Origin of the sequence: Streptomyces sp. NPDC001852 (assembly GCF_042891825.1) — a bacterium.
Classification (GTDB): domain Bacteria; phylum Actinomycetota; class Actinomycetes; order Streptomycetales; family Streptomycetaceae; genus Streptomyces.
This window is the reverse complement of record NZ_JBIATN010000037.1, coordinates 1-25,185: the sequence shown is the minus strand read 5'-3', so window position 1 is coordinate 25,185 and position 25,185 is coordinate 1. Positions and strand designations below refer to the sequence as shown.

General features: G+C 73.2%; 9 protein-coding genes and 1 pseudogene. 9 read left to right on the top strand and 1 reads right to left on the bottom strand.

Features of this window, described 5'->3' with window-relative positions; translation table 11 throughout:
* From ACFYZB_RS40565 to ACFYZB_RS40550, 4 genes are all read left to right on the top strand, one after another.
* On the top strand, positions 1-753 hold the full coding sequence (locus ACFYZB_RS40565) for a thioesterase II family protein (protein WP_388766943.1): 753 nt from the start codon (positions 1-3) through the stop codon (positions 751-753).
* A gap of 210 nt (positions 754-963) precedes the next feature.
* Positions 964-2,088, top strand: coding sequence for an NADH:flavin oxidoreductase (locus tag ACFYZB_RS40560; protein ID WP_388766965.1), 1,125 nt, complete (start codon positions 964-966; stop codon positions 2,086-2,088).
* 47 nt (positions 2,089-2,135) lie between these two features.
* On the top strand, positions 2,136-3,401 hold the full coding sequence (locus ACFYZB_RS40555) for a cytochrome P450 (protein WP_388766942.1): 1,266 nt from the start codon (positions 2,136-2,138) through the stop codon (positions 3,399-3,401).
* A 12-nt stretch (positions 3,402-3,413) separates the two neighbouring features.
* A complete protein-coding gene (locus tag ACFYZB_RS40550) occupies positions 3,414-3,611 on the top strand; it encodes a ferredoxin (protein ID WP_351215315.1) in 198 nt (65 codons plus the stop codon).
* A gap of 243 nt (positions 3,612-3,854) precedes the next feature.
* Here the strand turns inward: ACFYZB_RS40550 and ACFYZB_RS40545 are convergent, their stop codons facing one another.
* The gene (locus ACFYZB_RS40545) at positions 3,855-4,310 is read right to left on the bottom strand and encodes an SRPBCC family protein (RefSeq protein WP_351215313.1); all 456 of its coding nucleotides are present in this window, start codon (positions 4,308-4,310) and stop codon (positions 3,855-3,857) included.
* A 253-nt stretch (positions 4,311-4,563) separates the two neighbouring features.
* Between ACFYZB_RS40545 and ACFYZB_RS40540 the strand changes: the two genes are divergently transcribed.
* The 5 genes and pseudogenes from ACFYZB_RS40540 to ACFYZB_RS40520 form a co-directional block, all read left to right on the top strand.
* Positions 4,564-5,754, top strand: a complete 1,191-nt coding sequence (locus tag ACFYZB_RS40540; protein WP_388766940.1) for a DUF993 family protein — start codon at positions 4,564-4,566, stop codon at positions 5,752-5,754.
* A gap of 44 nt (positions 5,755-5,798) precedes the next feature.
* Positions 5,799-7,211 (top strand): FAD-dependent monooxygenase, encoded by a 1,413-nt coding sequence (locus ACFYZB_RS40535; RefSeq protein WP_351215309.1) that lies wholly within the window; start codon positions 5,799-5,801, stop codon positions 7,209-7,211.
* A 213-nt stretch (positions 7,212-7,424) separates the two neighbouring features.
* Positions 7,425-14,471: pseudogene (locus tag ACFYZB_RS40530) on the top strand (SDR family NAD(P)-dependent oxidoreductase); the annotation flags it as partial.
* 3 nt (positions 14,472-14,474) lie between these two features.
* Entirely contained in the window at positions 14,475-19,313 is a 4,839-nt protein-coding gene (locus ACFYZB_RS40525; protein WP_388766938.1) for a type I polyketide synthase, read from the top strand.
* A 113-nt stretch (positions 19,314-19,426) separates the two neighbouring features.
* Positions 19,427-25,185, top strand: a 5,759-nt coding sequence (locus ACFYZB_RS40520) for an SDR family NAD(P)-dependent oxidoreductase (protein ID WP_388766964.1), incomplete at its 3' end; no start/stop codon positions are given.

The following is a 25,185-nucleotide window of genomic DNA, read 5'->3' as shown; positions in this document are numbered from 1 at the left end:
ATGACCGCGGACACCACCGTGGGCACCGGTGCCTGGGTCCGGCGCTTCCACCCCGGTCCCCAGGGTGCCCCGCGCCTGGTGTGCCTGCCGCACGCCGGCGGTTCGGCGTCGTACTTCTTCCCCGTGTCCCGGCAACTCGCCTCCACCGCGGAGGTCCTGGCGATCCAGTACCCAGGACGCCAGGACCGCCGGCACGAGCCGTGCATCGACAGCATCCCCGCCCTGGCGGACGCGCTCGTCGAGGAACTGCGCCCGTACGGGGACCGGCCCCTCACCCTGTTCGGCCACAGCATGGGCGCCAGCCTCGCCTTCGAGGTGGCGCTGCGCCTGGAGCGGGCCGGGGGGACGGTGCGCCACCTCTTCGCCTCCGGGCGGCGGGCGCCCTCCACGGTGCGGGACGAGCGGGTGCACCTGAGGGACGACGACGGGCTGATCGCCGACGTCAAACGGCTCAGCGGCACCGACGAACAGGTCCTCGGCGACGAGGAGATCGTACGGATGATCCTGCCCGCCATCCGGGCCGACTACCGAGCGGCGGAAACCTACCGCTACACGCCCGGACCCCCGCTGAGCTGCCCGGTCACCGTCCTGACCGGCGACGCCGACCCGCATGTCACCGACGGGGAGGCGCGGGCCTGGCAGCAGCACACCACGGGGCCGTTCGAGCTCAGGGCCTTCGCCGGCGGCCACTTCTACCTCAACTCCCATGCGGCCGAGGTCATCTCGGTCATCGACAAGGCACTGAGGGGCTGAGACAGGGGCCCGGAACCACCACGGCCCGCCCGCACCGCCGCCCCCCTCCGTCTTTAGGGGGGCGGCAGCGGTGTTTAGGGGGTCGTACGCGTGGCTCCGGCGCGACCCGCTTGGCTTCAATCGGTACGTGGCCGAATCGGTGCGGACCAGGACACCGACCCATTCCACGGCCGGCCGATCCAGCTGAAGGGAATGTCCTCCATCATGTCCATCGCGTCCACTGCGCCTGCTGAAACCCGTCCTGTCGGCCCCCTGTTCGCACCCGTGACGCTGGGCGGCGTACCGCTCAGGAACCGTTTCGCCATGGCGCCGATGACCCGCAGCATGTCCCCGGGCGGCGTTCCGGGAGCCGACGTCGCGGCGTACTACGCGCGGCGCGCCCAGCACGGCGTAGGCCTGATCATCACCGAGGGCACCGTGGTGAACCACCCGGGCTCCACCAACGACCCGGCCGTGCCGCACTTCTACGGCGAGCAGGCGCTGGCCGGCTGGGCCGAGGCCGTGCGCCAGGTGCACGCCGCCGACGGGAAGATCTTCGCCCAGCTGTGGCACGTCGGCCTGGCCCCGCTCGCCGGCGGGGAGCCCGGCGCGGGCACGATGGTCGGCCCCTCCGGGCTCATCGTCCCCGGCCAGCGGGTGACCGAGCCGATGACCCAGGAACAGATCGACGCCGTCGTCGAGGCGTTCGCCCAGGCCGCCGCGGACGCCGAGCGGCTCGGCTTCGACGGCGTCGAACTGCACGGCGGACACGGCTATCTGATCGACCAGTTCTTCTGGGCGGGCACCAACGAGCGCACCGACGGCTACGGCGGCGACATCGCCGGGCGCACCCGGTTCGCCGTGGAGATCATCGAGGCCGTGCGCGCCCGGGTGAGCCCCGGCTTCCCGGTGGTGCTGCGCTTCTCCCAGTGGAAGACCGCCGACTTCACCGCCCGCCTCGCCGAGACCCCCGAGGAACTGGAGGAGTTCCTCACGCCGCTGACCGAGGCCGGCCTCACCGCCTTCCACTGCTCGACCCGGCGCTTCTGGAACCCGGAGTTCGAGGGGTCGGACCTGAACCTCGCCGGCTGGACGAAGAAGCTCACCGGCAAGCCGGTCATCACCGTCGGCTCGGTCGGCCTCGACGGCGACTTCATCACGATGTTCGCCGAGGGCACCGGCGCCGGTACCCAGGGCATCGACAACCTGCTGGACCGCCTGGCGAACGAGGAGTTCGACATCGTCGCCGTCGGGCGCGCGCTGCTCGGCGACGCCGAGTGGGTCGCCAAGATCCGCGACGGCCGCCTCGACGAGCTGAAGCCCTTCGAGCCGGCGGCCCTGGCCACCCTCGCCTGACCCAGCGCCCTTCGCTTCCCACCCCGCCCGAGAGGACACCGAACGTCATGTCCGACGTCGCCCAGGCCGACATCAGTCAGTGCCCGGCCCACGCCACCGCTTCCGCCGGCGAGGACAGCGCCGCGCTCCCCTTCCCGTTCATCCGCTCCTGCCCGCTCAGCACGCCCGACGAGTACGCCGCGCTGCGGCCCGAGCACCCGGCGACCAAGGTCCGGCTGCGGCTGTCGGGCAAGGAGGCCTGGCTGCTGACCCGGTACGAGGACGTGAAGAAGGTCCTGGGCGACCCGGCGATGAGCTCCAACGCCAAGTCGCCCGGCTACCCGCTGCAGTTCCCGGTGCCGGAGGAGGTGCTGCAGTTCATCAAGTTCCCGTTCTCCGCGCTCGACGCCCCCGAGCACACCACCCAGCGCCGCCTGGTGATCCCCGAGTTCACCGCCCGGCGCATCCAGTCCCTCAAGCCGCGCATCCAGCAGATCGTCGACGAGCGGATCGACGCCATGCTCGCCCAGGGCGGCACCGTGGACCTGGTCAAGGAACTGGCCGCGCCGGTCCCCTCGCTGCTGTTCTGCGAGATGCTCGGCGCCGACCCGGAGGACATCGACTACTTCCGGCGCTACTCCGAGGTCACCATGAACCGTGACTCCACCCAGGAGGAGATCACGGTCCTGTACACCGAGATGGACGAGTTCCTCGGCCGGCTGATCCAGAAGAAGGAGCAGCAGCCCGGGGACGACCTGCTCAGCCGCCTCGTCGCCAAGAACCGCGAGGAGGCGAACCTTGAGCTGGCCGACCTGGTCTCCATCGCGCGCCTGCTGGTCGTGGCCGGCTTCGACACCACCGCCAACATGATCGGCCTGGGCACGCTGGTGCTGATGCAGAACCCGGAGGTCGCCGACGAGCTGCGCGCCGACCCGTCGCTGACCCGCAAGGCCGTCGACGAACTGCTGCGCTACCTGTCCATCGCGGACTCCGCGACCGTCCGGGTGGCCACCCAGGACATCCAGGTCGGTGACATCACCATCCGCGCGGGCGAGGGAGTCATCGCCAGCAACGGCGCCGCCAACTGGGACGAGACGGTCTTCGAGAACCCGGGCGCCCTCGACATCCACCGCGACTCCAAGAACCACCTCGCCTTCAGCTACGGCGCCCACCAGTGCCTCGGCGCCAACCTCGCCCGGGTCCAGCTGGAGATCGTCTTCAGCACGCTGCTGGCCCGCATCCCCACCCTGCGGCCGGCCGTCCCGGTGGAGGAGCTGTCCTTCATGCACGGCGGCCACATCTACGGCCTGCACGAACTGCCCGTCACCTGGTGAGGAGGAGCCGACATGCGTGTCTCCGTCGACCGGGGCCGGTGCGTGGGATCGGGGTCCTGCGCGCTCGCCGTCCCCAAGGTCTTCGAGCAGAGCCCCAAGGACGGCCGGGTCGTCCTCGTCACCGACACCCCGGCCCCCGACCTGCACGAGGCCACCGAGGAAGCGGCTGACTTCTGCCCGGTGTCCGCGATCACCGTCGTAGCCCCCTGACCCCGCACACACCGATGGCCCGCACCCCCTGTGTCAGGGGGTGCGGGCCACAGGCACGCGCCGGCCGCCCGCGGGGGGATACGGGCGGCCGGAGATCAGGGGGAGGGGATGGCAGCGCCGCGAGGGGCAGGGCCCGAAGGGGCGCGGAGCCGTGTCGGTATGCGGCTCCGCCGGGCGGGCGCGACCAGCCACGACGGCGCCGCGGACGAAGGCGCCCCACCACGGCTGAGGCAGGCGCAGCGCTTACGCCTCGACCACCTTCGCAAGCCGCTCCAGCCCCGCCACCAGGTTGGTGCTGAGGAACTCGCCGATCACGGCGCCGACCTCGGCGCTCTGCGGGCCGTCGAGGATCGCCGAGTGGGTGATCCGCACGCCGCCCTGGCCGTTGTCGACGGCACGCAGGGAGGTGCGCAGGAACGTCTCGTCCTTCACACCCGACTCCGACGTGGGCGCCATGCACTCCAGGGTGAAGCCCTCGTTCTCGACGACGTCGACGAGGGTGAACGGCACCGGCTGCGGGTGGTGGCCCTGCTCCGGGTCCTGCTCGATCACACCCTTGGCGCCGGAGACGACCGGACCCTCGACACGGATCGTGCTGACGTCGTTGTACCACTCGCGCCAGGTCGGCAGGTCGATGTAGCGGGCCCAGACCGCAGCCGGAGTGGCCTTCGCCTCCACGCTGTGCTCAAACTTCCACATAGTTACCTTCCACGTCTGACGGCCAGTGAGAGCGCGGCGAACCACAAGCCGGCCGACCGCACCTCCATGAAGTCACATCCACCGTTTCCGTATCCAGTGCCAAGACCCCCCTAAGCACGCGGCACCAAGCCGCTCGGCGGGAAACTAGGGGGAGATATCGAGCACTTAGGGGGTCGGCCGTATGGAGCGGCCGATACGTGGCTGGATTTAATGAATCGCCAGTGGATTCCCGTGAGGTCTCGGAGCTGAATCGATGATTAAACTTCCGGAACCGGACGGTACGCTCACGTCGTACCAGCCGAACCCGTCCCCGCGTGAATTCTCCGCGGTGGCCACGCCGTTCCGCAAGCGGTCCATCCTTGCGACGGCACACGTCGTCGGGGATCCCCTGGCAGCCAACGAGCCGTTCGGCCCGCCCGTCGGCCCGCCCCCCGAGCAGCGCCTGGACTGGGACGCCACCCTGGCCTTCCGCCGGCACCTGTGGAGTCACGGCTACACCGTCGCCGAGGCCCTCGACACCTCGCACCGCGGCATGGGCCTGGACTGGCAGGGTGCCGCCGAGCTGATCCGGCGCTCCGGCGCGGAGGCCCGCGCCGTCGGCGGCCGGCTGGCCGCGGCCATCACCACCGACCAGCTCGACCCGTTCGCCCAGCACTCGCTGAAGGACGTCGCCGCGGCCTTCGAGCAGCAGCTCGCGGTCGTCGAGGAGGCCGGCGCCCAGGCCATCATCATGTGCAGCCCGCAGCTGGCCGCCGTCGCCCAGGGCCCCGACGACTACGCCGAGGTCTACGGCAACCTGCTGCGGCAGGCCTCCCAGCCGGCGATCATCCACTGGATCCTGCCCGAGTGGATCCCCTTCCACGCGGGCTACTTCGGCCACCAGGACATCGACGCCGCCTACGACGCCCTCATCGACCTCGTCCAGCAGCACCGGGACAAGGTGGACGGCGTCAAGCTCGCCCCCGTCACCGTCGAGCGCCAGGTCGAGCTGCGCCGCCGCCTGCCGGAAGGCGTGCGCTTCTACACCAGCGACACCGACGCCTACCCCGAGCTGCTGCTCGGCGACGAGCAGGGCCACAGCCACGGCCTGTCCCCGGTGTTCGACCCGGTCGCGCCGCTGGCCGCCCAGGCCCTGCGGGCCCTGGACGACGGCGACACCGCGACCGCCCGCGCGCTGCTGGACGAGACGCTGGAACTGAACCGGCACGTCTTCGTCGGCCCGTTGCGCAGCACCCTCTTCTTCAAGACGGGCCTGGTCTTCCTCGGCTGGCTGGCCGGTCACGCGAGCCACTTCCGGATGGTCTGGGGCGAACAGTCGGCCCGCTCCGTGCCGCACCTGGCCACCGCCTACCGGATCGCCGACACCCTCGGCCTGTTCCCGGACCCCGCCCTGGCCGAGCGGCGCATGAAGACCTACCTCGCCACGTGCGGGATCGAGAACTGACAGCGCCGAGGACCAGCGGCAGTACAGCAGGAAGGAAGCGCGCAATGACCAGGGCAGTAGTGCTCGGTGGCGGAATGGCGGGGGTGCTCGCCGCGGTCGCGCTGAGCCGGTACGCCGACGTCACCGTCGTCGAGAGCGACCGTTACCCGGACACCCCGTCCCCGCGCCGCGGACTGCCGCAGGGACACCACAACCACATGTTCATGCGCGGCGGCGTGGAGGCGCTGGAGTCGCTGCTGCCGGGCATCACCGAGGAACTGCACGCGGCGGGCGCCAAGCGGCGCGCCCTGCCCTCGGGCAACCTGACCCGCTCCGGCGAGGGCTGGTTCCGCCGTCAGCCCAGCTCCGCGTACGTGGTGCTGTGCAGCCGCGACCTCACCGACCACGTGGTGCGCTCCAGGGCGCTGGCCCATCCGCGGATCACCGTCCTGCAGGGCACCCGGGTCACCGGCCTGGCCGGCGGACGCGAGCGGGTCACCGGAGTGCGGATCCAGCCGGAGGGCGAGGCCGAGCGGACCCTCACCGCCGACCTCGTCGTCGACGCCACCGGCCGCCGCAGCAAGGCCCCCGACTGGCTGTCCGCGATCGGGGTGCCCCCCGTGTACGAGGAGGTCGTGGACGGCGGATTCGCCTACGCCAGCCGCGTGTTCGAGGCCCCGCCCGGACTGCGCGAGGACTTCCCCGGCGTGCTCATCCAGGCCCAGGCCGGCACCGGCGAGCCCGGCCGGGGCGCGGCGCTGCTGCCCAACGAGGGCCGCCGCTGGATCGTCACCCTCTTCGGCACCCGGGGCGCCGTGCCGCCCACCGACGAGGACGGCTTCGTGGAGTTCGCCCGCGGCACCCGGCACCCGGTCATCGCCGAACTCATCGCCAAGGCCCGCCCGGTGTCCGAGATCCGCCCCTACCGGGGCATGGCCAACCGGCGCCGCTACTACGAGAAGCTGCCGGTGCCGGAGGGCTTCATCGCCACCGGGGACTCCCTGATGGCGCCCAACCCGAACTACGGCACCGGCATGTCCCAGGCCGCCCGCCAGGCCGTGGCCCTGCGCGAGACGCTGCGCCGCCACCGCGGCCTGCGCCCCGGCCTGTCCCGCAGGGCGCAGAAGGCGCTCGCCCGGATCGCCGTGGCCCCGTGGATGGCCGCCACCACGCAGGACCACTTCTTCCCGGACGTGCAGTCCAACGCCAAGCGCCGGCCGAGCCCTGCCCAGCAGCGGCTGAACGAGCGCGTCACCAAGGTCGCAGCGGAGAACGGCCGGGTGGCCGAGGCGGTGTTCAACGCCGCCGCCCTGTCCGGCTCACCCCTGGCGATCTTCTCTCCCGCAAATCTCCTGGCGATTGTCCGCGGTCCCCGCCTTCCGGAATTGACCGCGACTCAAGCGATAGCCCAGTTCCCCGAATTCGGCGACATCCTGGCGCACGCCCAGGAAATCGATCACGTCGGAACCGGAAACTGATCCTCCCGTCTCCCGGGCGCCCCCAGCGGGGCGCCCGGGTATTTGCCTGAATCCGGCCCCGATGCAGCGGTAGGGGTGCCGGTGACCACATCTGGGGTTGGCCGTCCAAGGCCCGATGAGTAGCGTCGAGGCCGTCCGCTGCCACAACGGAATGCAAGCATGCGACACGCAGTCGAGGGGGTGGCCCGGGTGGGCGCTGAGGAATTCTCTGGGGTGATTCCGTGGATCGTCTCGGGGAAGAGCGCGAACGCGCTGCGGGCACAGGCCGAGAAGCTGTGGAACCACGTGAGCGACCGGCCCGGCGAACGCCCCGCCGACATCGGCCTGTCGCTCGCGACGACGCGGGCCGGGCTGCCGCACCGGGCGGTCGTGCTCGGCACCGACCGCGACACCCTGCTCGGCTCCCTCGGCTCCTTCGCCGGCACCGGCACCGGCGCCTCGGTCGTCTCCGGCGCCGCCGGCGGCGGTGAGCCGCGCACCGTCTTCGTCTTCCCCGGACAGGGCTCGCAGTGGGACGGCATGGCCGTCGAACTCCTCGACCAGTCCCCGGTGTTCGCCACCCAGATGACGGCCTGCGCACACGCCCTGGCCGAGTTCGTCGACTGGGACCTGATCGGTGTGCTGCGGGGCGCGGAGGGACAGCCCACCCTGGAACCGGTGGACGTCGTCCAGCCGGTGCTGTGGGCCGTCATGGTGTCGCTGGCCGCGCTGTGGCGCTCCTACGGCGTCGAGCCCTCCGCGGTCGTCGGGCACTCCCAGGGCGAGATCGCCGCGGCCACCGTCGCCGGCGCGCTCTCCCTGCAGGACGGCGCCCGCGTCGTCGCCCTGCGCAGCCAGGTCATCAAGGAGCGCCTCGCCGGCAAGGGCGGCATGATGTCCGTGCCGCTGCCCGCCGCGGAGATCTCCCCACGCCTGGACCGCTGGAACGGCCGCCTCCAGCTGGCCGCCGTCAACGGCACCTCCACCGCGGTCGTCTGCGGAGAGACCGACTCCCTCGACGAACTCTTCGCCGAGCTGACCGAGGAGGGCGTGCGGGTCCGCCGCATCCCCGTCGACTACGCCTCCCACTCGCACTTCGTGGAGGAGATCGAGGACCGGCTCGGCGAGGTCCTCGCACCCGTCGCCCCGCGCTCGGTCCGGCTGCCGTTCTACTCCACCGTCACCGGCGACCTCCTCGACACCGTACAGCTGGACGGCGCCTACTGGTACACCAACCTGCGCCGGACCGTCCGCTTCGACGAGGCCACCCGGGCCCTGCTGCGCGACGGCTTCACCCTGTTCGTGGAGCCGACGGCGCACCACATCCTCAAGAACGGCGTCCAGGAGTCCGTCGACGCCGCCGGCAAGCAGGCCGGCGTGGTCGGCTCCCTGCGCCGGAACGAGGGCGGCCTGCTCCGGTTCGCCACCTCGCTCGCCGAGGCCTGGGTGCGCGGCGCCCCCGTGGACTGGGCCGCCTTCTACGACGGCACCGGCGCCCGCACCACCGACCTGCCGACCTACGCCTTCCGGCGCAAGCGCTACTGGCGCAAGGTGCCCACCGTGGGCGGCGGAGTGCCCGACCTCGGCCAGGTCGGCCTCGAACACCCGCTGCTGGCCGCCGCCGTGGAGACCGCCGAGTCCGGCGGCCACGTCTTCACCGGCCGCCTGTCGCTGAGCACCCACCCCTGGCTCGCCGACCACGAGGCGCTCGGCGCCGTCCTGCTGCCCGGCACCGCCTTCGTGGAGCTGGCCGTCCGGGCCGGCGACCAGGTCGGCTGCGGCACGCTCGACGAACTGACCCTGCACGCACCGCTCGTCCTGCCCGAGCGCGGCGGAGTGGCCCTGCAGGTCCTGGTCGGCGCCCCCGACGACGCCGGCGCCCGGACCGTCGGCATCCACTCCCGCGCCGACGGCGAGGACCAGCCGTGGGTCCGGCACGCCTCCGGCGCGCTGACCGCGCAGACCTCCGACGCCGGCTTCGACCTCACCCAGTGGCCGCCCGCCGGTGCCCAACCGATCGGCCTGGACGGCGCCTACGAGCGGCTCTTCGGCCGCGGCTACGCCTACGGGCCCGTGTTCCAGGGCCTCACCGCCGCCTGGCGGCGCGGCGAGGAGCTGTTCGCCGAGGTCACCCTGCCCGAGCAGGCACACGCGGACGCCCACGCCTTCGGCCTGCACCCGGCGCTGCTGGACGCGGCCCTGCACACCGAACTCGTCGGCAGGCCGGGGCAGGACGACGGAGAAACGGTCCTCCCCTTCGCCTGGACCGGAGTCCGGCTGCACGCCGTCGGCGCCACCGCGCTGCGCGTGCGGCTCGTCACCGACGCGCAGGGCAACACCCTGCTGGAGGCCGCCGACACCAGTGGCAGCCCGGTCGTCAGCGTCGAGTCCATCGCGGCCCGCGCCGTCTCCGCCGGACAGCTCGAGGCCGCCGGCGGACGCCGCGAACTGCCCCACCGCCTCAACTGGACCACCCTTCCCCTGGACGGCGCCGACCGGCCGGACCCCGTCCACGTCTCCGGCCTGGACCAACTGGACGCCGACCGGCCCGTCCCGCCCACGGTGGTCGTCGACTTCGACGCCCCCGCCGGTGACGGCACCCTCGACGCCGTACACACCACCGCCCACCGCGCCCTGGACCTCGTCCAGACCTGGCTCGGCGACGAGCGCTACGCCGACGCCCACCTCGTCGTCGTCACCCACGGCGCCCTCGCCCTCCCCGGCGACCCGGCACCCGCCCTCGCCCTCGCCCCCGCCTGGGGTCTGCTGCGCGCCGCCCAGGCCGAGAACCCCGGCCTGCTCACCCTCGCCGACCTCGACGGCACCGACGTCTCGCGCACCGCCCTCGCCGCCGCCCTGGCCTCCGGCGAACCCGAACTGGCCCTGCGCGACGGCACCCTGTTCGTCCCCCGGCTGGCCCGCACCACCGAACCCGCGACTCCCGCCGACCCGGCCGCCCTCGACCCCGAGGGCACCGTGCTGATCACCGGCGGCACCAGCGGCCTGGGCGCCCTCGTCGCCCGCCACCTCGTCACCGAGCACGGCGTACGGCACCTGCTGCTGACCAGCCGCCGCGGCGCGGACGCCCCCGGCGCCGCCGAACTCCGAGCGGAACTCACCGAGTCGGGAGCCGAGGTCACCCTCGCCGCCTGCGACGTGTCCGACCGCGACGCCCTGGCCGACCTGCTCGGCACCATCCCCGCGGCACGCCCCCTCACCGCCGTCATCCACGCGGCGGGCGTCCTGGACGACGGCACCGTCACCGCTCTCACCCCCGAGCGCCTCGACACCGTCCTCGCCCCCAAGGCCGACGCCGCCTGGCACCTGCACGAACTCACCGCCGGCCACGACCTCGCCCTCTTCGCGCTGTTCTCCTCCGCCGCCGGCACCCTGGGCGCCGCCGGCCAGGCCAACTACGCCACCGCCAACGTCTTCCTGGACGCCCTCGCCGCCCACCGCCGCGCGGCCGGACTCCCCGCCACCTCCATGGCCTGGGGCCTGTGGGCCGAGGCCACCGGCATGACCGGGAACCTCGACGAGGCCGACACCGAACGCCTGCGCCGCCAGGGCTTCCCCGCCATGACCACGGCCGAGGGCCTCGCCCTGTTCGACCAGGCCCTCACCGCCACCGAGCCGCTCCTGCTGCTGCTCCGCCTCGACCTGGCCGCCCTGCGTGCCCAGGCCGGCGCCGGCCAGACGCACAGCATCCTCGGCGACCTGGTGCGCGTCCCGGCCCGCAAGACCGCCCGCACCGGCGGCACCGACGCCTCGTCGCTGGCCGACCGGCTGGCCCGGCTGCCGGAACCCGAGCGCGACACACTCCTGATCGACCTGGTCCGCACCCACGTCGCCGGCGTCCTCGGCCACGACTCCGCCGACGCCGTCGAACCCGACAAGGCGTTCAAGGAACTCGGCTTCGACTCCCTGACCGCCGTCGAACTGCGCAACCGGATCACCGCCGCCACCGGCCTGCGCCTGCCCGCCACCCTCGTCTTCGACCACCCCAGCGCCCGCGCCGCCGCCCGGTTCCTCAAGGAGACCGCGCTCGGCGCCACCACGGCCCAGGCGCCCGCCCCCGCCACCACCGGCGCGGCCGACGAACCGATCGCCGTGGTCGCCATGGCCTGCCGCTTCCCCGGCGGCGTCCGCACCCCCGAGGACCTGTGGCGGCTCGTCGCCGAAGGCACCGAGACCGTCTCCGCCTTCCCCACCGACCGGGGCTGGGACATCGAGGGCGTCTACCACCCCGAGCCCGGCACCCCCGGCCGCACCTACACCCGCTACGGCGGCTTCCTCCACGACGCCGCCGAGTTCGACGCCGAGTTCTTCGGCATCTCCCCGAACGAAGCCCTCGGCATGGACCCGCAGCAGCGACTGCTGCTGGAGACCTCCTGGGAGGTCTTCGAACGGGCCGGCATCGACCCCGCCACCCTCCGCGGCAGCCGCACCGGCGTCTACACCGGCGCCATGTACCACGACTACGCCAACTCCCGTGCCACCGGCTCCATCAACTCCGGCCGCCTGTCCTACACATACGGGCTCGAAGGCCCGGCCGTCACCGTCGACACCGCCTGCTCCTCCTCCCTGGTCGCCCTGCACCTCGCGATCCAGGCCCTGCGCTCGGGCGAGTGCACCCTCGCCCTGGCCGGCGGCGTGACCGTGATGGCCACCACCGAGGTTCTCGTGGAGTTCGGCCTCCAGCAGGGGCTGTCCCCCGACGGCCGCTGCCGTTCCTTCGCCGAGCAGGCCGACGGCACCGGCTTCTCCGAGGGCGTCGGCCTCCTCCTCGTCGAGCGCCTGTCCGACGCCCGCGCCCACGGTCACCCCGTGCTCGCCGTGGTCCGCGGCAGCGCGGTCAACCAGGACGGCGCCAGCAACGGCATCTCCGCCCCCAACGGCCCCGCCCAGCAGCGCGTCATCCGCCAGGCCCTCACCAGCGCCGGCCTCACCCCGGCCGACGTCGACCTGGTCGAGGCGCACGGCACCGGCACCACCCTGGGCGACCCGATCGAGGCGCAGGCGCTGCTGGCCACCTACGGCCAGGACCGCCCCGCGGACCGGCCCGTCTGGCTCGGCTCCATCAAGTCGAACATCGGCCACACCCAGGCCGCCGCCGGCGTCGCCGGGGTCATCAAGGTGATCGAGGCGGTCCGGCACGGTGTCCTGCCCCGGACCCTGCACGCCGACGCCCCCTCCACCAAGGTCGACTGGACGGCCGGCAACCTGCGGCTGCTCACCGAGGCCCGCGACTGGCCGGCCGGCGACACGCCCCGCCGTGCCGCCGTCTCCTCCTTCGGCATCAGCGGCACCAACGCCCACGTCATCGTGGAACAGGCCGAAGAAGCCACCGAGCCGTCCGAGCAGCCCGTGGACGCCGACGCCGCCCCCTCCGGAGTCCTGCCCTGGCTGCTGTCCGGCCGTACCCCGCAGGCCCTGCGCGCCCAGGCCGCCAAGCTCGCCGCCTGGCTCGGCACCGCCCCGCGGGCCGGCGCACCGGAGACCGCCCGCGCACTCGCCGTCGAACGCACCGCCTTCGAGCACCGTGCCGCGGTCCTCGCCGAGAACCACGACGACGCCCTGCGCACCCTCACCGCCCTCGCCGAGGGGGACCTCCCCGCCACCGCCGTCACCGACCGCGCCCGCACCTCCGGCCGCAAGCTCGCCTTCCTGTTCACGGGTCAGGGGGCGCAGCGGGTCGGGATGGGCCGGGAGTTGTATGACGCGTTCCCGGTGTTCGCGGAGGCCTTCGATGCGGTGCTTTCCGCGATCGAGCTGCCGTTGCGTGAGGTCGTCTGGGGCGAGGACGCGGAGCGGTTGAGTCGTACGGAGTTCACGCAGCCGGCGTTGTTCGCGCTTGAGGTGGCGCTGTACCGGCTGGTGGAGTCGTGGGGTGTCAAGCCGGACTATCTGGCCGGGCACTCCATCGGTGAGTTCGCCGCCGCGCATGTCTCGGGTGTCCTGTCGCTCGCGGATGCGGCGAGGCTGGTCACCGCTCGTGGCCGTCTGATGCAGGCGTTGCCGGAGGGCGGCGCGATGGTTGCCGTCCAGGCGACGGAGGACGAGGTACGTCCGCTGTTGGTGGACGGTGTCGGTATCGCGGCCGTCAACGGTCCTCAGTCGGTGGTGGTTTCCGGTGTGGAGGCGGAGGCGCTGCGGATCAAGGCGCACTTCGAGGCGGAGGGTCGTAAGACCACCCGGCTGAAGGTCTCGCACGCGTTCCACTCGCCGCTGATGCAACCGATGCTCGCCGAATTCCAGGCAGTGGCAGGCGAGTTGGAGTACGGCGAACCGAACATCCCGATCGTGTCCACCGTCACCGGCACCACCGTCGACAGGGACGAGATAGGAACTCCCGAGTACTGGGTCCGGCACGTCGGTGCCACCGTGCGCTTCGCCGACGCGGTGCACCAACTGGCGGCGCTGCGGGTCGGCACGTTCCTGGAGATCGGACCGGACGCGGCCCTGACCGCCACCGGGCCCGACTGCCTGCCCGACGGGGACGAGGCCGACGCCGTGTTCGTGGCCGCGCTGCGCCGGGGCCGTGCGGAGCGGCGGGAGCTGACGGCCGCGGTCGCGCTGGCCCACTGCCGGGGTGTCGCCGTCGACTGGACGGCGTACTTCGCCGGACACCCCGCCGGCAAGGTCGACCTGCCGACCTACGCCTTCCAGCGCCGCCCCTACTGGCTCGCCGAGACCGGCGCCGCAGGCGTGGTGGCCATCGGTGGTACGGCCGGCGCGGCAGAACCCGACGACGCCGACACCGGGCGCTGGGCGGAGATCCTCGCCCTTCCCGACGGCGAACGCGAACGCGCCGTACTGACGCTGGTGCGCGACCAGGTCGCCGCGGTGCTCGGCCACGAGTCGGGCGACGCCGTCGAGCCCGACCGGGCCTTCACCGAACTCGGCTTCGACTCGGTCGCGGCAGGCGAACTGCGCAAGCGGCTCACCCGCGTCACGGGCCACCACCTGCCGGCCACCCTGGCCTTCGACCACCCCAACTCCCAGGCCGTGGCGGCACTGCTGCTCCAGGAGGAGACGGCGGGAGGGGCCGGACCGGCCCAGCCGCTGCTCGCCGAACTCGACCGGGTCGAAGCGGCCCTGTCCGCCGCCCCCGAGCTGAACGGCGACACCGCACGGATCACCGCCCGACTGGAGGCGTTGCTGCGCACCTGGCGCGACACCCGCCGCGGGACGGCCGAGGAGCAGCCGGACGACGACTTCACCACGGCCACGGACGACGAACTCTTCCAGGCCCTGGACAACCTCGAGATTGGTTCATGAGCGATGGGGAATGACGACAAACTTCGTGACTACCTCAGGCGCGCCACGGCCGATCTCCAGCAGACCCGGCGCAGGCTGCGCGAGGCCGAGACCAAGGACCACGAGCCGATCGCCATCGTGGCCATGAGCTGCCGCTACCCGGGCGGCGTCGGCACGCCCGAGGAACTGTGGGAGCTGGTGGACTCCGGCCGCGACGCCATCTCCTACTTCCCGGACAACCGCGGCTGGGACACGGAGGCGCTCTACGACCCCGAGCCCGCCAAGCCCGGCAGGACCTACAGCCGCCAGGGCGGGTTCCTGCACGACGCCGGGTACTTCGACGCCGACTTCTTCAAGATGGGCCCGAAGGAGGCCAAGGAGACCGACCCGCAGCAACGGCTGCTGCTGGAGACCGCCTGGGAGACCCTGGAGCGCGCGGGCATCGACCCGGTCACGCTCAAGGAGACGAAGACGGGCGTGTACGTCGGCGTGGTCTACCACGACTACCTCGTCGGCGGCGGCACCGGCAGCCTGGCCAGCGTCGCCTCCGGCCGCATCGCCTACACCCTCGGCCTGGAGGGCCCGGCCGTCACGGTCGACACCGCCTGCTCCTCCTCCCTGGTCGCCCTGCACCTGGCGGTCCGCGCGCTGCGTGCCGGGGACTGCTCCCTCGCCCTCGCGGGCGGCGCGACCGTGATGGCCCACCCGCACGCCTTCGTCGGCTTCAGCCAGGACCGCGGACTGTCCCCCGACGGCCGCTGCAAGTCCTTCGCCGACGCCGCCGACGGCACCGGCTGGGGCGAGGGCGTGGGCATGCTGCTCGTGGAGCGGCTCTCCGACGCCCGCCGCAACGGCCACCCGGTGCTCGCCGTGGTCCGCGGCAGCGCGGTCAACCAGGACGGCGCCAGCAACGGCATCTCCGCCCCCAACGGCCCCTCCCAGCGCCGGGTCATCCAGGAGGCACTGGCCTCCGCGCAGCTCACCGCGGACCAGGTCGACGCGGTGGAGGCGCACGGCACGGGCACGGTACTCGGCGACCCGATCGAGGCGCAGGCGCTGCTGGCCACCTATGGCCAGGGCCGCCCCGAGGACCGCCCGCTGTGGCTGGGCTCCCTGAAGTCCAACATCGGGCACGCGCAGGCCGCCGCCGGTGTCGGCGGCATCATCAAGATGGTCGAGGCGATGCGCCACGGGACCCTGCCCCGCACCCTGCACGTGGACGAGCCGAGCAACAAGGTCGACTGGACCCAGGGAGCGGTACGGCTGCTCACCGAGCCCCAGGAGTGGCCCGCCGACCCCGGCCGTCCCCGCCGGGCCGGCGTCTCCTCCTTCGGGTTCAGCGGCACCAACGGCCACGTCATCATCGAGGAGGCCCCGGCCGCCGAGGAGCCGGAGGAGACCGAACCGGCCGAGCCGGCGACCGGCACCGCCGAGGTGATCCCGCTCCTGCTGTCCGCCAAGGGCACGGACGCCCTGCGCGACCAGGCCCGGCGCCTGCTGACCCGCGCCGCGGCCGACGACGAGCCCACTCCGCTCGACCTGGGCCACTCCCTGGCCACTGCACGCACGGCTCTGCAGGACCGGGCCGCCGTCATCGCCACCGACCGCACCGAACTGCTCCGCCGGCTCACGGCCCTGGCCGAGGGCCGCCCCTCACCCGGCATCGTCCAGAGCACCGTCGTCCCCGACGGCCTGACGGCGTTCCTGTTCACGGGTCAGGGGGCGCAGCGGGTCGGGATGGGCCGGGAGTTGTATGACGCGTTCCCGGTGTTCGCGGAGGCCTTCGATGCGGTCCTCGAGGTGATCGAGCTGCCGTTGCGTGAGGTCGTCTGGGGTGAGGACGCGGAGCGGTTGAGTCGTACGGAGTTCACGCAGCCGGCGTTGTTCGCGGTTGAGGTGGCGCTGTACCGGTTGGTGGAGTCCTGGGGTGTCAAGCCGGACTACCTTGCCGGGCACTCGATCGGTGAGTTCGCCGCCGCCCATGTCTCGGGTGTGCTGTCGCTTGCGGATGCGGCGAGGCTGGTGGTGGCTCGTGGCCGGTTGATGCAGGCGTTGCCGGAGGGCGGCGCGATGGTCGCCGTGCAGGCGACCGAGGAAGAAGTGCGTCCTCTGTTGGTGGACGGTGTCGGTATTGCGGCCGTCAACGGTCCCCAGTCGGTGGTGGTTTCCGGTGTGGAGGCGGAGGCGCTGCGGATCAAGGCGCATTTCGAGGCGGAGGGGCGTAAGACGACCCGGCTGAAGGTCTCCCACGCGTTCCACTCGCCGCTGATGGAGCCGATGCTCGCCGAATTCCGATCCATAGCAAGCGAGTTGGAGTACGGCACTCCGTCGATCCCGATCGTCTCCACCCTCACCGGCGCCCTGGTCACCGACGACCTGTCGGATCCGGAGTACTGGGTCCGGCACGTCCGCGAAGCCGTCCGGTTCGCGGACGCGGTGAAGGTGCTGGCCGACAAGGGTGTCACCACGTACCTCGAACTCGGCCCCGACGCGGCCCTGTCCGCGATGGGTCCGCAGTCCGCCGAGGGCGCCTTCGTCGGCTTGCTGCGCCGCGAGCGCGAGGAGGAGACCGAACTGGTCACCGCTCTCGCCCAGGCCCACTGCCGGGGCGTCACCGTCGACTGGCGGGCCTTCTTCGCCGGACGCGGAGCGCGGCCGGTCGACCTGCCCACGTACGCCTTCCAGCGCCGCTGGTACTGGCGCGACCCGGAGACGGCCGCCGGCACCGCGCCCGTCACCGCGGACGCCGTCGACACCGCCGTGTGGAACGCACTGGAGCGGGCGGACGCCGCCACCCTGGCCGACCGGATCGGCGTACCGGCACCCGTACTGGGCGAGGTGCTGCCCGCCCTGAAGGACTGGCGGCGCCGGCAGCGCGACGAGGCCCGCACCGACTCCTGGTGCTACCGCGTCGACTGGCAGCCGGTCACCCTCGCCTCCGCCGAGCGCACCACCCCCGACGGCACCTGGCTGCTCGCCGTACCCGAGGGCTGCACCGACGATCCGCGCGTGCGGGCCGTCAGCGAGGGGCTGGCCACGCAGGGCGTGTGGACGGTACGGCTGGAGGTCGGCGACCAGAACAGGGAGGCCCTCGCCGGGCAGCTGCGCGCCTACACCAACCTTGCCGGCACCCTCTCCCTGCTCGCCCTCGACAACCGCCCGCACCCGCGGCACGAGTCCGTGTCCCGCGGCACTGCCGCCACGGTCACGTTGGTACAGGCCCTGGAGGACGCCGGGATCGGCGCCCCGCTGTGGTGTGTCACCGCCCAGGCGGTCGCCGCCGGACCCGGCAACGGAACGGCCGACCCCGCGCAGGCGGCGGTCTGGGGCCTCGGTTCCGCCCTCGGCCTCGACCTGCCCGAGCGCTGGGGCGGTCTGGTCGACCTGCCGGCCACCGTGGACGCCGACATCGTGCGACTGCTGTGCCAGGTGCTCGCCGCACCCGGCGACGAGGACCAGCTCGCCGTGCGCGGCGACCGGGTGCTCGGCCGCCGCATGGTCCGCACGGCACTGGCCGACCGGCCCCCCGTACGCGCCTGGAAGCCCCGCGGTACCACGCTGATCACCGGGGGAACCGGCGGGCTCGGCGCCCATGTCGCCCGGCTGCTCGCCGACCGGGGCGCCGAACACCTCGTGCTCACCAGCCGGCGCGGACCGGACGCGGAAGGCGTCGCGGCACTCGTCGCCGAACTGGCCGCACGCGGCACCCGGGTCACCGTCGAGGCCTGCGACGTCGCCGACCGCGAGGCGGTACGCCGCCTGCTGGAGTCGGTCCCCGAGGAGTCGCCGCTGACCGCGGTCGTGCACGCGGCCGGCGTCATGCAGCGCATCGCCCCGCTGTCCGACCTGACCCTGGAGGAGTTCGCGGCCGTCGCCGACGCCAAGGTGGCCGGCGCCCGGCACCTCGACGAACTGCTCGGCGACCGCCCGCTGGACGCCTTCGTGCTGTTCTCCTCCGGATCCGCGGTCTGGGGCAGCACCGGACAGGCGGCCTACGGAAGCGCCAACGCCGCCCTGGACGCGCTCGCCCGTGCCCGCCGGGCCCGCGGCGCCACCGCGACCTCCGTCGCCTGGGGCTCCTGGGACGGCGGCATGGTCGACGCCGAACTCGGCGCCGCCCTCAGCCGGATCGGCACCCCGCCGATGGACCCCCACCTCGCCGTGGCCGCCCTCGGCCGCATCCTCGACCGCGACCTGACCCACCTCGTCGTCGCGGACATCGACTGGGCGCGCTTCGCCCCCGTCTACACCATGGCCCGCCCCCGCCCCCTGATCGACGCGGTGCCCGAGACCCGGGCCGCGCTGACGGCGGGCGCGGCGGACGGCGGAGCGGGGGCGGACGGGCCCGGCTTCGCCGCCCGGCTGGCGGAGCTGCCCCGGGCCCAGCAGGGCCGGGCGGTCCTGGACCTCGTCCGCACCCACGTGGCCACGCTGCTCGGCTACGACGACCCGGCGGACCTGGACCCGGCCCGGCCCTTCACCGACCACGGCTTCGACTCCGTGGCCGCCACCGACCTCAAGCAGGCGCTGTCCGCCGCGACCGGCCTGAAGCTGTCGGCCACGCTGGTCTTCGACCACGCCACCCCGGCCGCGCTCGCCGCCCACCTGCACGGCGAACTGTGCCCGGACGGCGACGGCGGCGGCGTCATGGCCGTCCTCGCCGAACTCGACCGGCTCGAGGAGACGCTGGCGGCCCTGCCGCCCGAGGACATCGAACGGCACCGCATCCCCGGCCGGCTCCAGACCCTCACGGCCCGGCTCGCCGGCACCGGAACCGGGCCCTCCGCCGAGGAACAGCTCGCCGACGACGCGACCGTCGACGACGTCCTGTCCTTCATCGACAAGGAACTGGGCCTCGCCTGAGCAGCCCCGCTCCACCCGCACCACCCGCACCACCTGCAGCACCACTGAATTGGCACCACCGGCACAACCCGAGCATGACCCGAACCACCGAACCAGGCGTATTCCAAAGGACGTTGCGAGGCGGGCAGATGGCTGACGATCAGAAGCTCCTCGAGTACCTCAAGCGGGTCACGGCCGACCTGGCCCAGACCCGCCGCAGGCTCCAGGAGTACGAGGCCAGGGAACAGGACCCGATCGCCATCGTGGCCATGAGCTGCCGCTACCCCGGCGGGGTCGCCTCGCCCGAGGAGCTGTGGCGGCTGGTGGCCGACGGGGTCGACGCGGTCGGCCCCTTCCCGGCCGACCGCGGCTGGAACCTGGACTCGGTCGACGACATCGACTTCGCGCGCAGCGGCGGATTCATCGACGGCGCCGCCGAGTTCGACCCCGCCTTCTTCGGCATCTCGCCGCGCGAGGCCGTCGCCATGGACCCGCAGCAGCGGCTCATGCTCGAACTGTCCTGGGAGGCGCTGGAGCGGGCCGGCATCCCCGCCGACAAGGTGCGCGGCGGCCAGGTGGCCGTCTTCGCCGGCTCCGGCTTCCAGGACTACGGCGACCTGCTCAACACCGCGCCCGAGGCGGCCGGCCCCTTCATGGGCACCGCGGCCGTCGCCGCCGTCATCGCCGGCCGGGTCTCCTACACCCTCGGCCTCGAAGGGCCCGCGGTGACCGTGGACACCGCCTGCTCCTCCTCGCTCGTGGCCGTCCACCTCGCCGCCCAGGCGCTGCGCGAACGCGAGTGCAGCCTCGCGCTCGCCGGCGGCGTCATGGTGATGTCCACACCCGGCCCCTTCCTCGGCATGGCCCGGCAGGGCGGCCTCGCCGCAGACGGCCGCCCCAAGGCCTACGCGGACGCCGCCGACGGCACCGGCTGGGCCGAGGGCGCCGGCATCCTCGTCCTGGAACGCCTCTCCGACGCCCGCGCCAACGGCCACCCCGTCCTCGCCGTCGTCAAGGGCTCGGCGATCAACCAGGACGGCGCCAGCAACGGCCTCACCGCCCCCAACGGCCCTTCCCAGCAGCGCGTCATCCGCGAGGCGCTCGGCGCCGCCGGGATCTCCGCGACCCAGCTCGACCTGGTCGAGGGCCACGGCACCGGCACCACCCTCGGCGACCCGATCGAGGCGCAGGCCCTGCTGGCCACCTACGGCCAGGGCCGCCCCGAGGACCGCCCGCTGTGGCTGGGCTCCCTGAAGTCCAACATCGGGCACGCGCAGGCCGCCGCCGGCGTCGGCGGCATCATCAAGATGGTCATGGCGATGCGGCACGAGACCATGCCGCAGACCCTGCACATCGACCGGCCCTCCACCCACGTCGACTGGAGCGCGGGCAACGTCAGACTGCTGACCGAGGCCCGCCCCTGGCCCCGCGGCGAGCACCCGCGCCGTGCCGCCGTCTCCGCGTTCGGCGTGAGCGGCACCAACGCCCACCTCATCCTGGAGGAGCCCCCGGCTCCGGCACCCGTCGAGGACAACGCCACCGACGCCGGCGTCGACGCGGACGCCGCCCGGGAAACCGCCCCGGCGCCCTGGCCGGCCGGCACCCCCCTGCCCTGGCTGGTCTCCGCCCGCAGTGCCGACGCCCTGCGCGCCCAGGCGGAGCGCATCGGCTCGTATGTCGCCGAGCGCGGCGACCTCAGCCCCCTCGATCTCAGCCACTCCCTGGCCACCACGCGCACCGCGCTGGAACACCGCGCGGTCGTCCTGGCCGCCGACCGGGACTCGGCCGTCACCGCCCTGACGGCCCTCGCCCAGGGCGACAACCGCCCCGAAACCGTCCGCGGCACCATCACCGACGGCCTGACGGCGTTCCTGTTCACGGGTCAGGGGGCGCAGCGGGTCGGGATGGGCCGGGAGTTGTATGACGCGTTCCCGGTGTTCGCGGAGGCCTTCGATGCGGTCCTCGAGGTGATCGAGCTGCCGTTGCGTGAGGTCGTCTGGGGTGAGGACGCGGAGCGGTTGAGTCGTACGGAGTTCACGCAGCCGGCGTTGTTCGCGGTTGAGGTGGCGCTGTACCGGCTGGTGGAGTCGTGGGGTGTCAAGCCGGACTACTTGGCCGGGCATTCGATTGGTGAGTTCGCTGCCGCGCATGTCTCGGGTGTGCTGTCGCTTGCGGATGCGGCGAGGCTGGTCACGGCTCGTGGCCGGTTGATGCAGGCGTTGCCGGAGGGCGGCGCGATGGTTGCCGTGCAGGCGACGGAGGACGAGGTACGTCCGCTGCTCGCCGACGGTGTCGGCATTGCGGCCGTCAATGGTCCGACTGCGGTGGTGGTTTCCGGGGTGGAGGCGGAGGCGCTGCGGGTCAAGGCGCACTTCGAGGCGGAGGGTCGTAAGACGACCCGGCTGAAGGTCTCCCACGCGTTCCACTCGCCGCTGATGGAGCCGATGCTCGCCGAATTCCGATCCATAGCAAGCGAGTTGGAGTACGGCACTCCGTCGATCCCGATCGTGTCCACCCTCACCGGCGCTATGGTCACCGACGACCTGTCGGATCCGGAGTACTGGGTCCGCCACGTCCGCGAAGCCGTCCGCTTCGCCGACGCGGTGAAGGTGCTGGAGTCGGAGGGAGTGACCCGGTTCCTGGAGCTGGGGCCGGACGGTGTGCTGACCGCGATGGCGCAGCAGTCGGTCGAGTCGGAGACGGCCGTGCTGACGGCCGCCCTGCGCAAGGACCGTGCCGAGGCCACCGCCGCCCTCACCGCCGTGGCGCACCTGCATGTGTGCGGCGCGGCCGTGGACTGGGCGGGCGTCCTCGCCGGCCGCGGCGCCGGCCGGGTGGAGCTGCCGACGTACGCCTTCCAGCGCGGCCACTACTGGATCACCCCGGAGAACGGCGCCGGTGACGTGTCCTCCGCCGGACTCGACGCCGCCGACCATCCGCTGCTCGGCGCCGCCGTGACGCTGGCCGACAGCGACGGTGTGGTGCTCACCGGCCGGCTCTCCACGTCCGCCCAGCCGTGGCTCGCCGACCACGTGGTGGGCGGCACCGTCCTGTTCCCCGGCACCGGGTTCGTCGAACTGGCCGTACGGGCCGGCGACCAGGTCGGCTGTGACGTCCTGGAGGAGCTGACGCTGGAGGCGCCGCTCGCGCTGCCCGAGCGCGGGTCGGTGCAGGTGCAGGTCGCCGTGGGCGCCGCCGACGCCTCCGGCATCCGGTCGCTGACCGTCCACTCCCGCCCCGCCCCGGACGCACCCTGGACCCGGCACGCCGCCGGTGTGCTGGCACCGGGCGCCGACCAGGGCCGCTTCGACCTGACCCAGTGGCCGCCGCCCGGCGCCGAAGCCGTCGACGTGACCGGGCTCTACCCGGACCTCGCCGGACTCGGCCTCCAGTACGGTCCGGTCTTCCAGTCCCTCAAGGCCGCCTGGCGCGACGGCGACACCGTCTATGCGGAGGTCGCCCTCCCCGAGAGCGGCCACCGGGACGCCGAGCGGCTCGGCCTGCACCCCGCCGTCCTCGACGCGGCCCTGCACGCCGTCAGCTTCACCGGCGTGACCGGCGGTCAGGCGGCCCTGCCCTTCGCCTGGTCCGGGGTCACCCTGCACGCGGCGGGAGCCGCCGCCGTACGCGTGCGGCTGACGCCGACCGGGTCGGGGGTCTCCCTCGCCCTCGCCGACGCCGGCGGGCGCCCCGTGGCCACCGTCGAGTCCCTGGTGCTGCGGCAGATCTCCGAGGAACAGCTCGCCGCCGCCCGGGCCGGCTTCCAGGACTCCCTCTACCACGTCGAGTGGATCCCGCTCCCGGCCGCCCCGTCCGGCGGGCAGGAGCCCGTCACGGTCGTCACCGGTGTTCCCGGGGCCGACGCGCAGGCGGTGCGCTCCGCGGTGCACGAGGCGCTCGGTCGGTTGCAGTCCGCCGAGGGCCGGCTGGTGTTCGTCACCCGGGGCGCGGTGGCACTGCCGGGCGAGGACGTCACCGACCTCGCCGGTGCGGCCGTCTGGGGCCTGGTCCGCTCGGCGCAGGCCGAGGACCCGGACCGTTTCGTCCTGGTCGACACGGACACCGGCATCGAGACCGAAACCGGCACGGATGACGCCGTCGCTCTGGCGCTGGCGACCGGCGAGCCGCAGGTCGTGGTGCGCGGTCGCACCGCCCACGGCGCCCGGCTGACCCGCACGCCGCTCGCGCCGGACGAGTCCCCGGTCTTCTCCGCCGAGGGGACGGTGCTGGTGACGGGTGCGACGGGCACGCTGGGTGGTCTGTTCGCCCGGCATCTGGTGTCCGAGTACGGTGTGCGCCGTCTGCTGCTGACCAGTCGCCGGGGTGAACAGGCTCCCGGTATGCGGGAGTTGGTCGAGGAGCTGTCCGGGCTGGGTGCCGAGGTGACGGTGGCGGCCTGTGACGCGGCGGACCGGGAGGCGCTGGCCGCTCTCCTCGACGGCGTGGCAGATCTTTCCGGCGTGGTCCATGTGGCGGGTGTCCTGGACGACGGTGTGATCGCGTCCCTGACGCCGGAGCGGGTGGAGAGGGTGCTGCGTCCGAAGGTGGACGCGGCCCTGAACCTGCACGAACTCACCGCCGGCAGGAACCTCACCGCCTTCGTCCTCTTCTCCTCCGGCTCCGGCACCCTGGGCGCCCCCGGCCAGGGCAACTACGCCGCCGCCAACGCCTTCCTGGACGCGCTCGCCGCGCACCGCAAGGCCAACGGCCTGCCCGCGCAGTCCCTCGCGTGGGGCCTGTGGGCCGGAGGCATGGCCGACACCCTCGACGAGGCGGAGCGCGGCCGCATCTCCCAGGGCGGCATCCACCCCCTCGCCCCCGAGGAGGGACTCGCGCTCTTCGACGCCGCCCAGCGCAGCGCCGAGCCCACCCTGGTCCCGGTCAAGTTCGACCTGAACGCGCTGCGTTCCCAGGGCGAGGGCACGCCCGCGCTGCTCCGCACCCTGGTACCCGGCGCGACCCGGCGCCGCCGCAGCGCCGGCACGCCCAGGACCGAGCCCGGCACCCTCAAGCACCGGCTCGCCTCGCTGTCCGAGGAGGAGCGACTGCCGGCGCTGCTCGAACTGGTCCTCAACCGGGCCGCCGTCGTCCTCGGCTTCCCCGACGCCGGGGCCGTCGAGCCCCAACGGGCCTTCCGGGAACTCGGCGTCGACTCCCTGGCCGCCGTCGAACTGCGCAACGGCCTCAACGAAGACACCGGTCTGCGGCTGCCCGCCACCCTCGTCTTCGACTACCCGAGCCCCGCCGACGTGGCCCGCCACCTCCTGGAGGAACTGTCCGGCCAGGACGCCGACGCCCCGGTGGCCCTGCCCGCCGCCGCGGGCACCGACGGGGACCCGATCGTCATCGTCGGCATGAGCTGCCGTTACCCGGGTGGGGTGGAGACGCCGGAGGAGTTGTGGCGGCTGGTCGCCGACGGGGTGGACGCGGTCTCGGAGTTCCCCACCAACCGTGGGTGGAACATCGAGGAGCTGTACGACCCGACCTCGGAGCGTCCCAACACCAGCTACGTCAAGCACGGCGGCTTCCTGCACGACGCCGCCGACTTCGACCCGGCCTTCTTCGGCATCAGCCCGAACGAGGCCCTGGGCATGGACCCGCAGCAGCGGCTGCTGCTGGAGACCGCCTGGGAGGCGATCGAGCGGGCGGGTATCGACCCGGCCACGCTGAAGGGTTCGGCCACCGGCGTGTTCGCCGGGATGATGTACCACGACTACGCCGCCAACAGCGGCACCGGCGCCATCGCCTCCGGCCGCGTCTCCTATGTCTTCGGTTTCGAGGGACCGGCCGTCACCATCGACACGGCGTGCTCGTCGTCGTTGGTGGCGTTGCACCTCGCGGCGCAGGCGCTGCGGTCGGGGGAGTGCTCGTTGGCGCTGGCCGGTGGTGTGGC

Bases quoted from the DNA above. Each gene is read 5' to 3' on its own strand.
- ACFYZB_RS40565 (WP_388766943.1), top strand. From the start codon at position 1: ATGACCGCGGACACCACCGTGGGCACCGGTGCCTGGGTCCGGCGCTTC.
- ACFYZB_RS40555 (WP_388766942.1), top strand. From the start codon at position 2,136: ATGTCCGACGTCGCCCAGGCCGACATCAGTCAGTGCCCGGCCCACGCC.
- ACFYZB_RS40550 (WP_351215315.1), top strand. From the start codon at position 3,414: ATGCGTGTCTCCGTCGACCGGGGCCGGTGCGTGGGATCGGGGTCCTGC.
- ACFYZB_RS40545 (WP_351215313.1), bottom strand. From the start codon at position 4,310: ATGTGGAAGTTTGAGCACAGCGTGGAGGCGAAGGCCACTCCGGCTGCG.
- ACFYZB_RS40540 (WP_388766940.1), top strand. From the start codon at position 4,564: ATGATTAAACTTCCGGAACCGGACGGTACGCTCACGTCGTACCAGCCG.
- ACFYZB_RS40535 (WP_351215309.1), top strand. From the start codon at position 5,799: ATGACCAGGGCAGTAGTGCTCGGTGGCGGAATGGCGGGGGTGCTCGCC.
- ACFYZB_RS40525 (WP_388766938.1), top strand. From the start codon at position 14,475: ATGGGGAATGACGACAAACTTCGTGACTACCTCAGGCGCGCCACGGCC.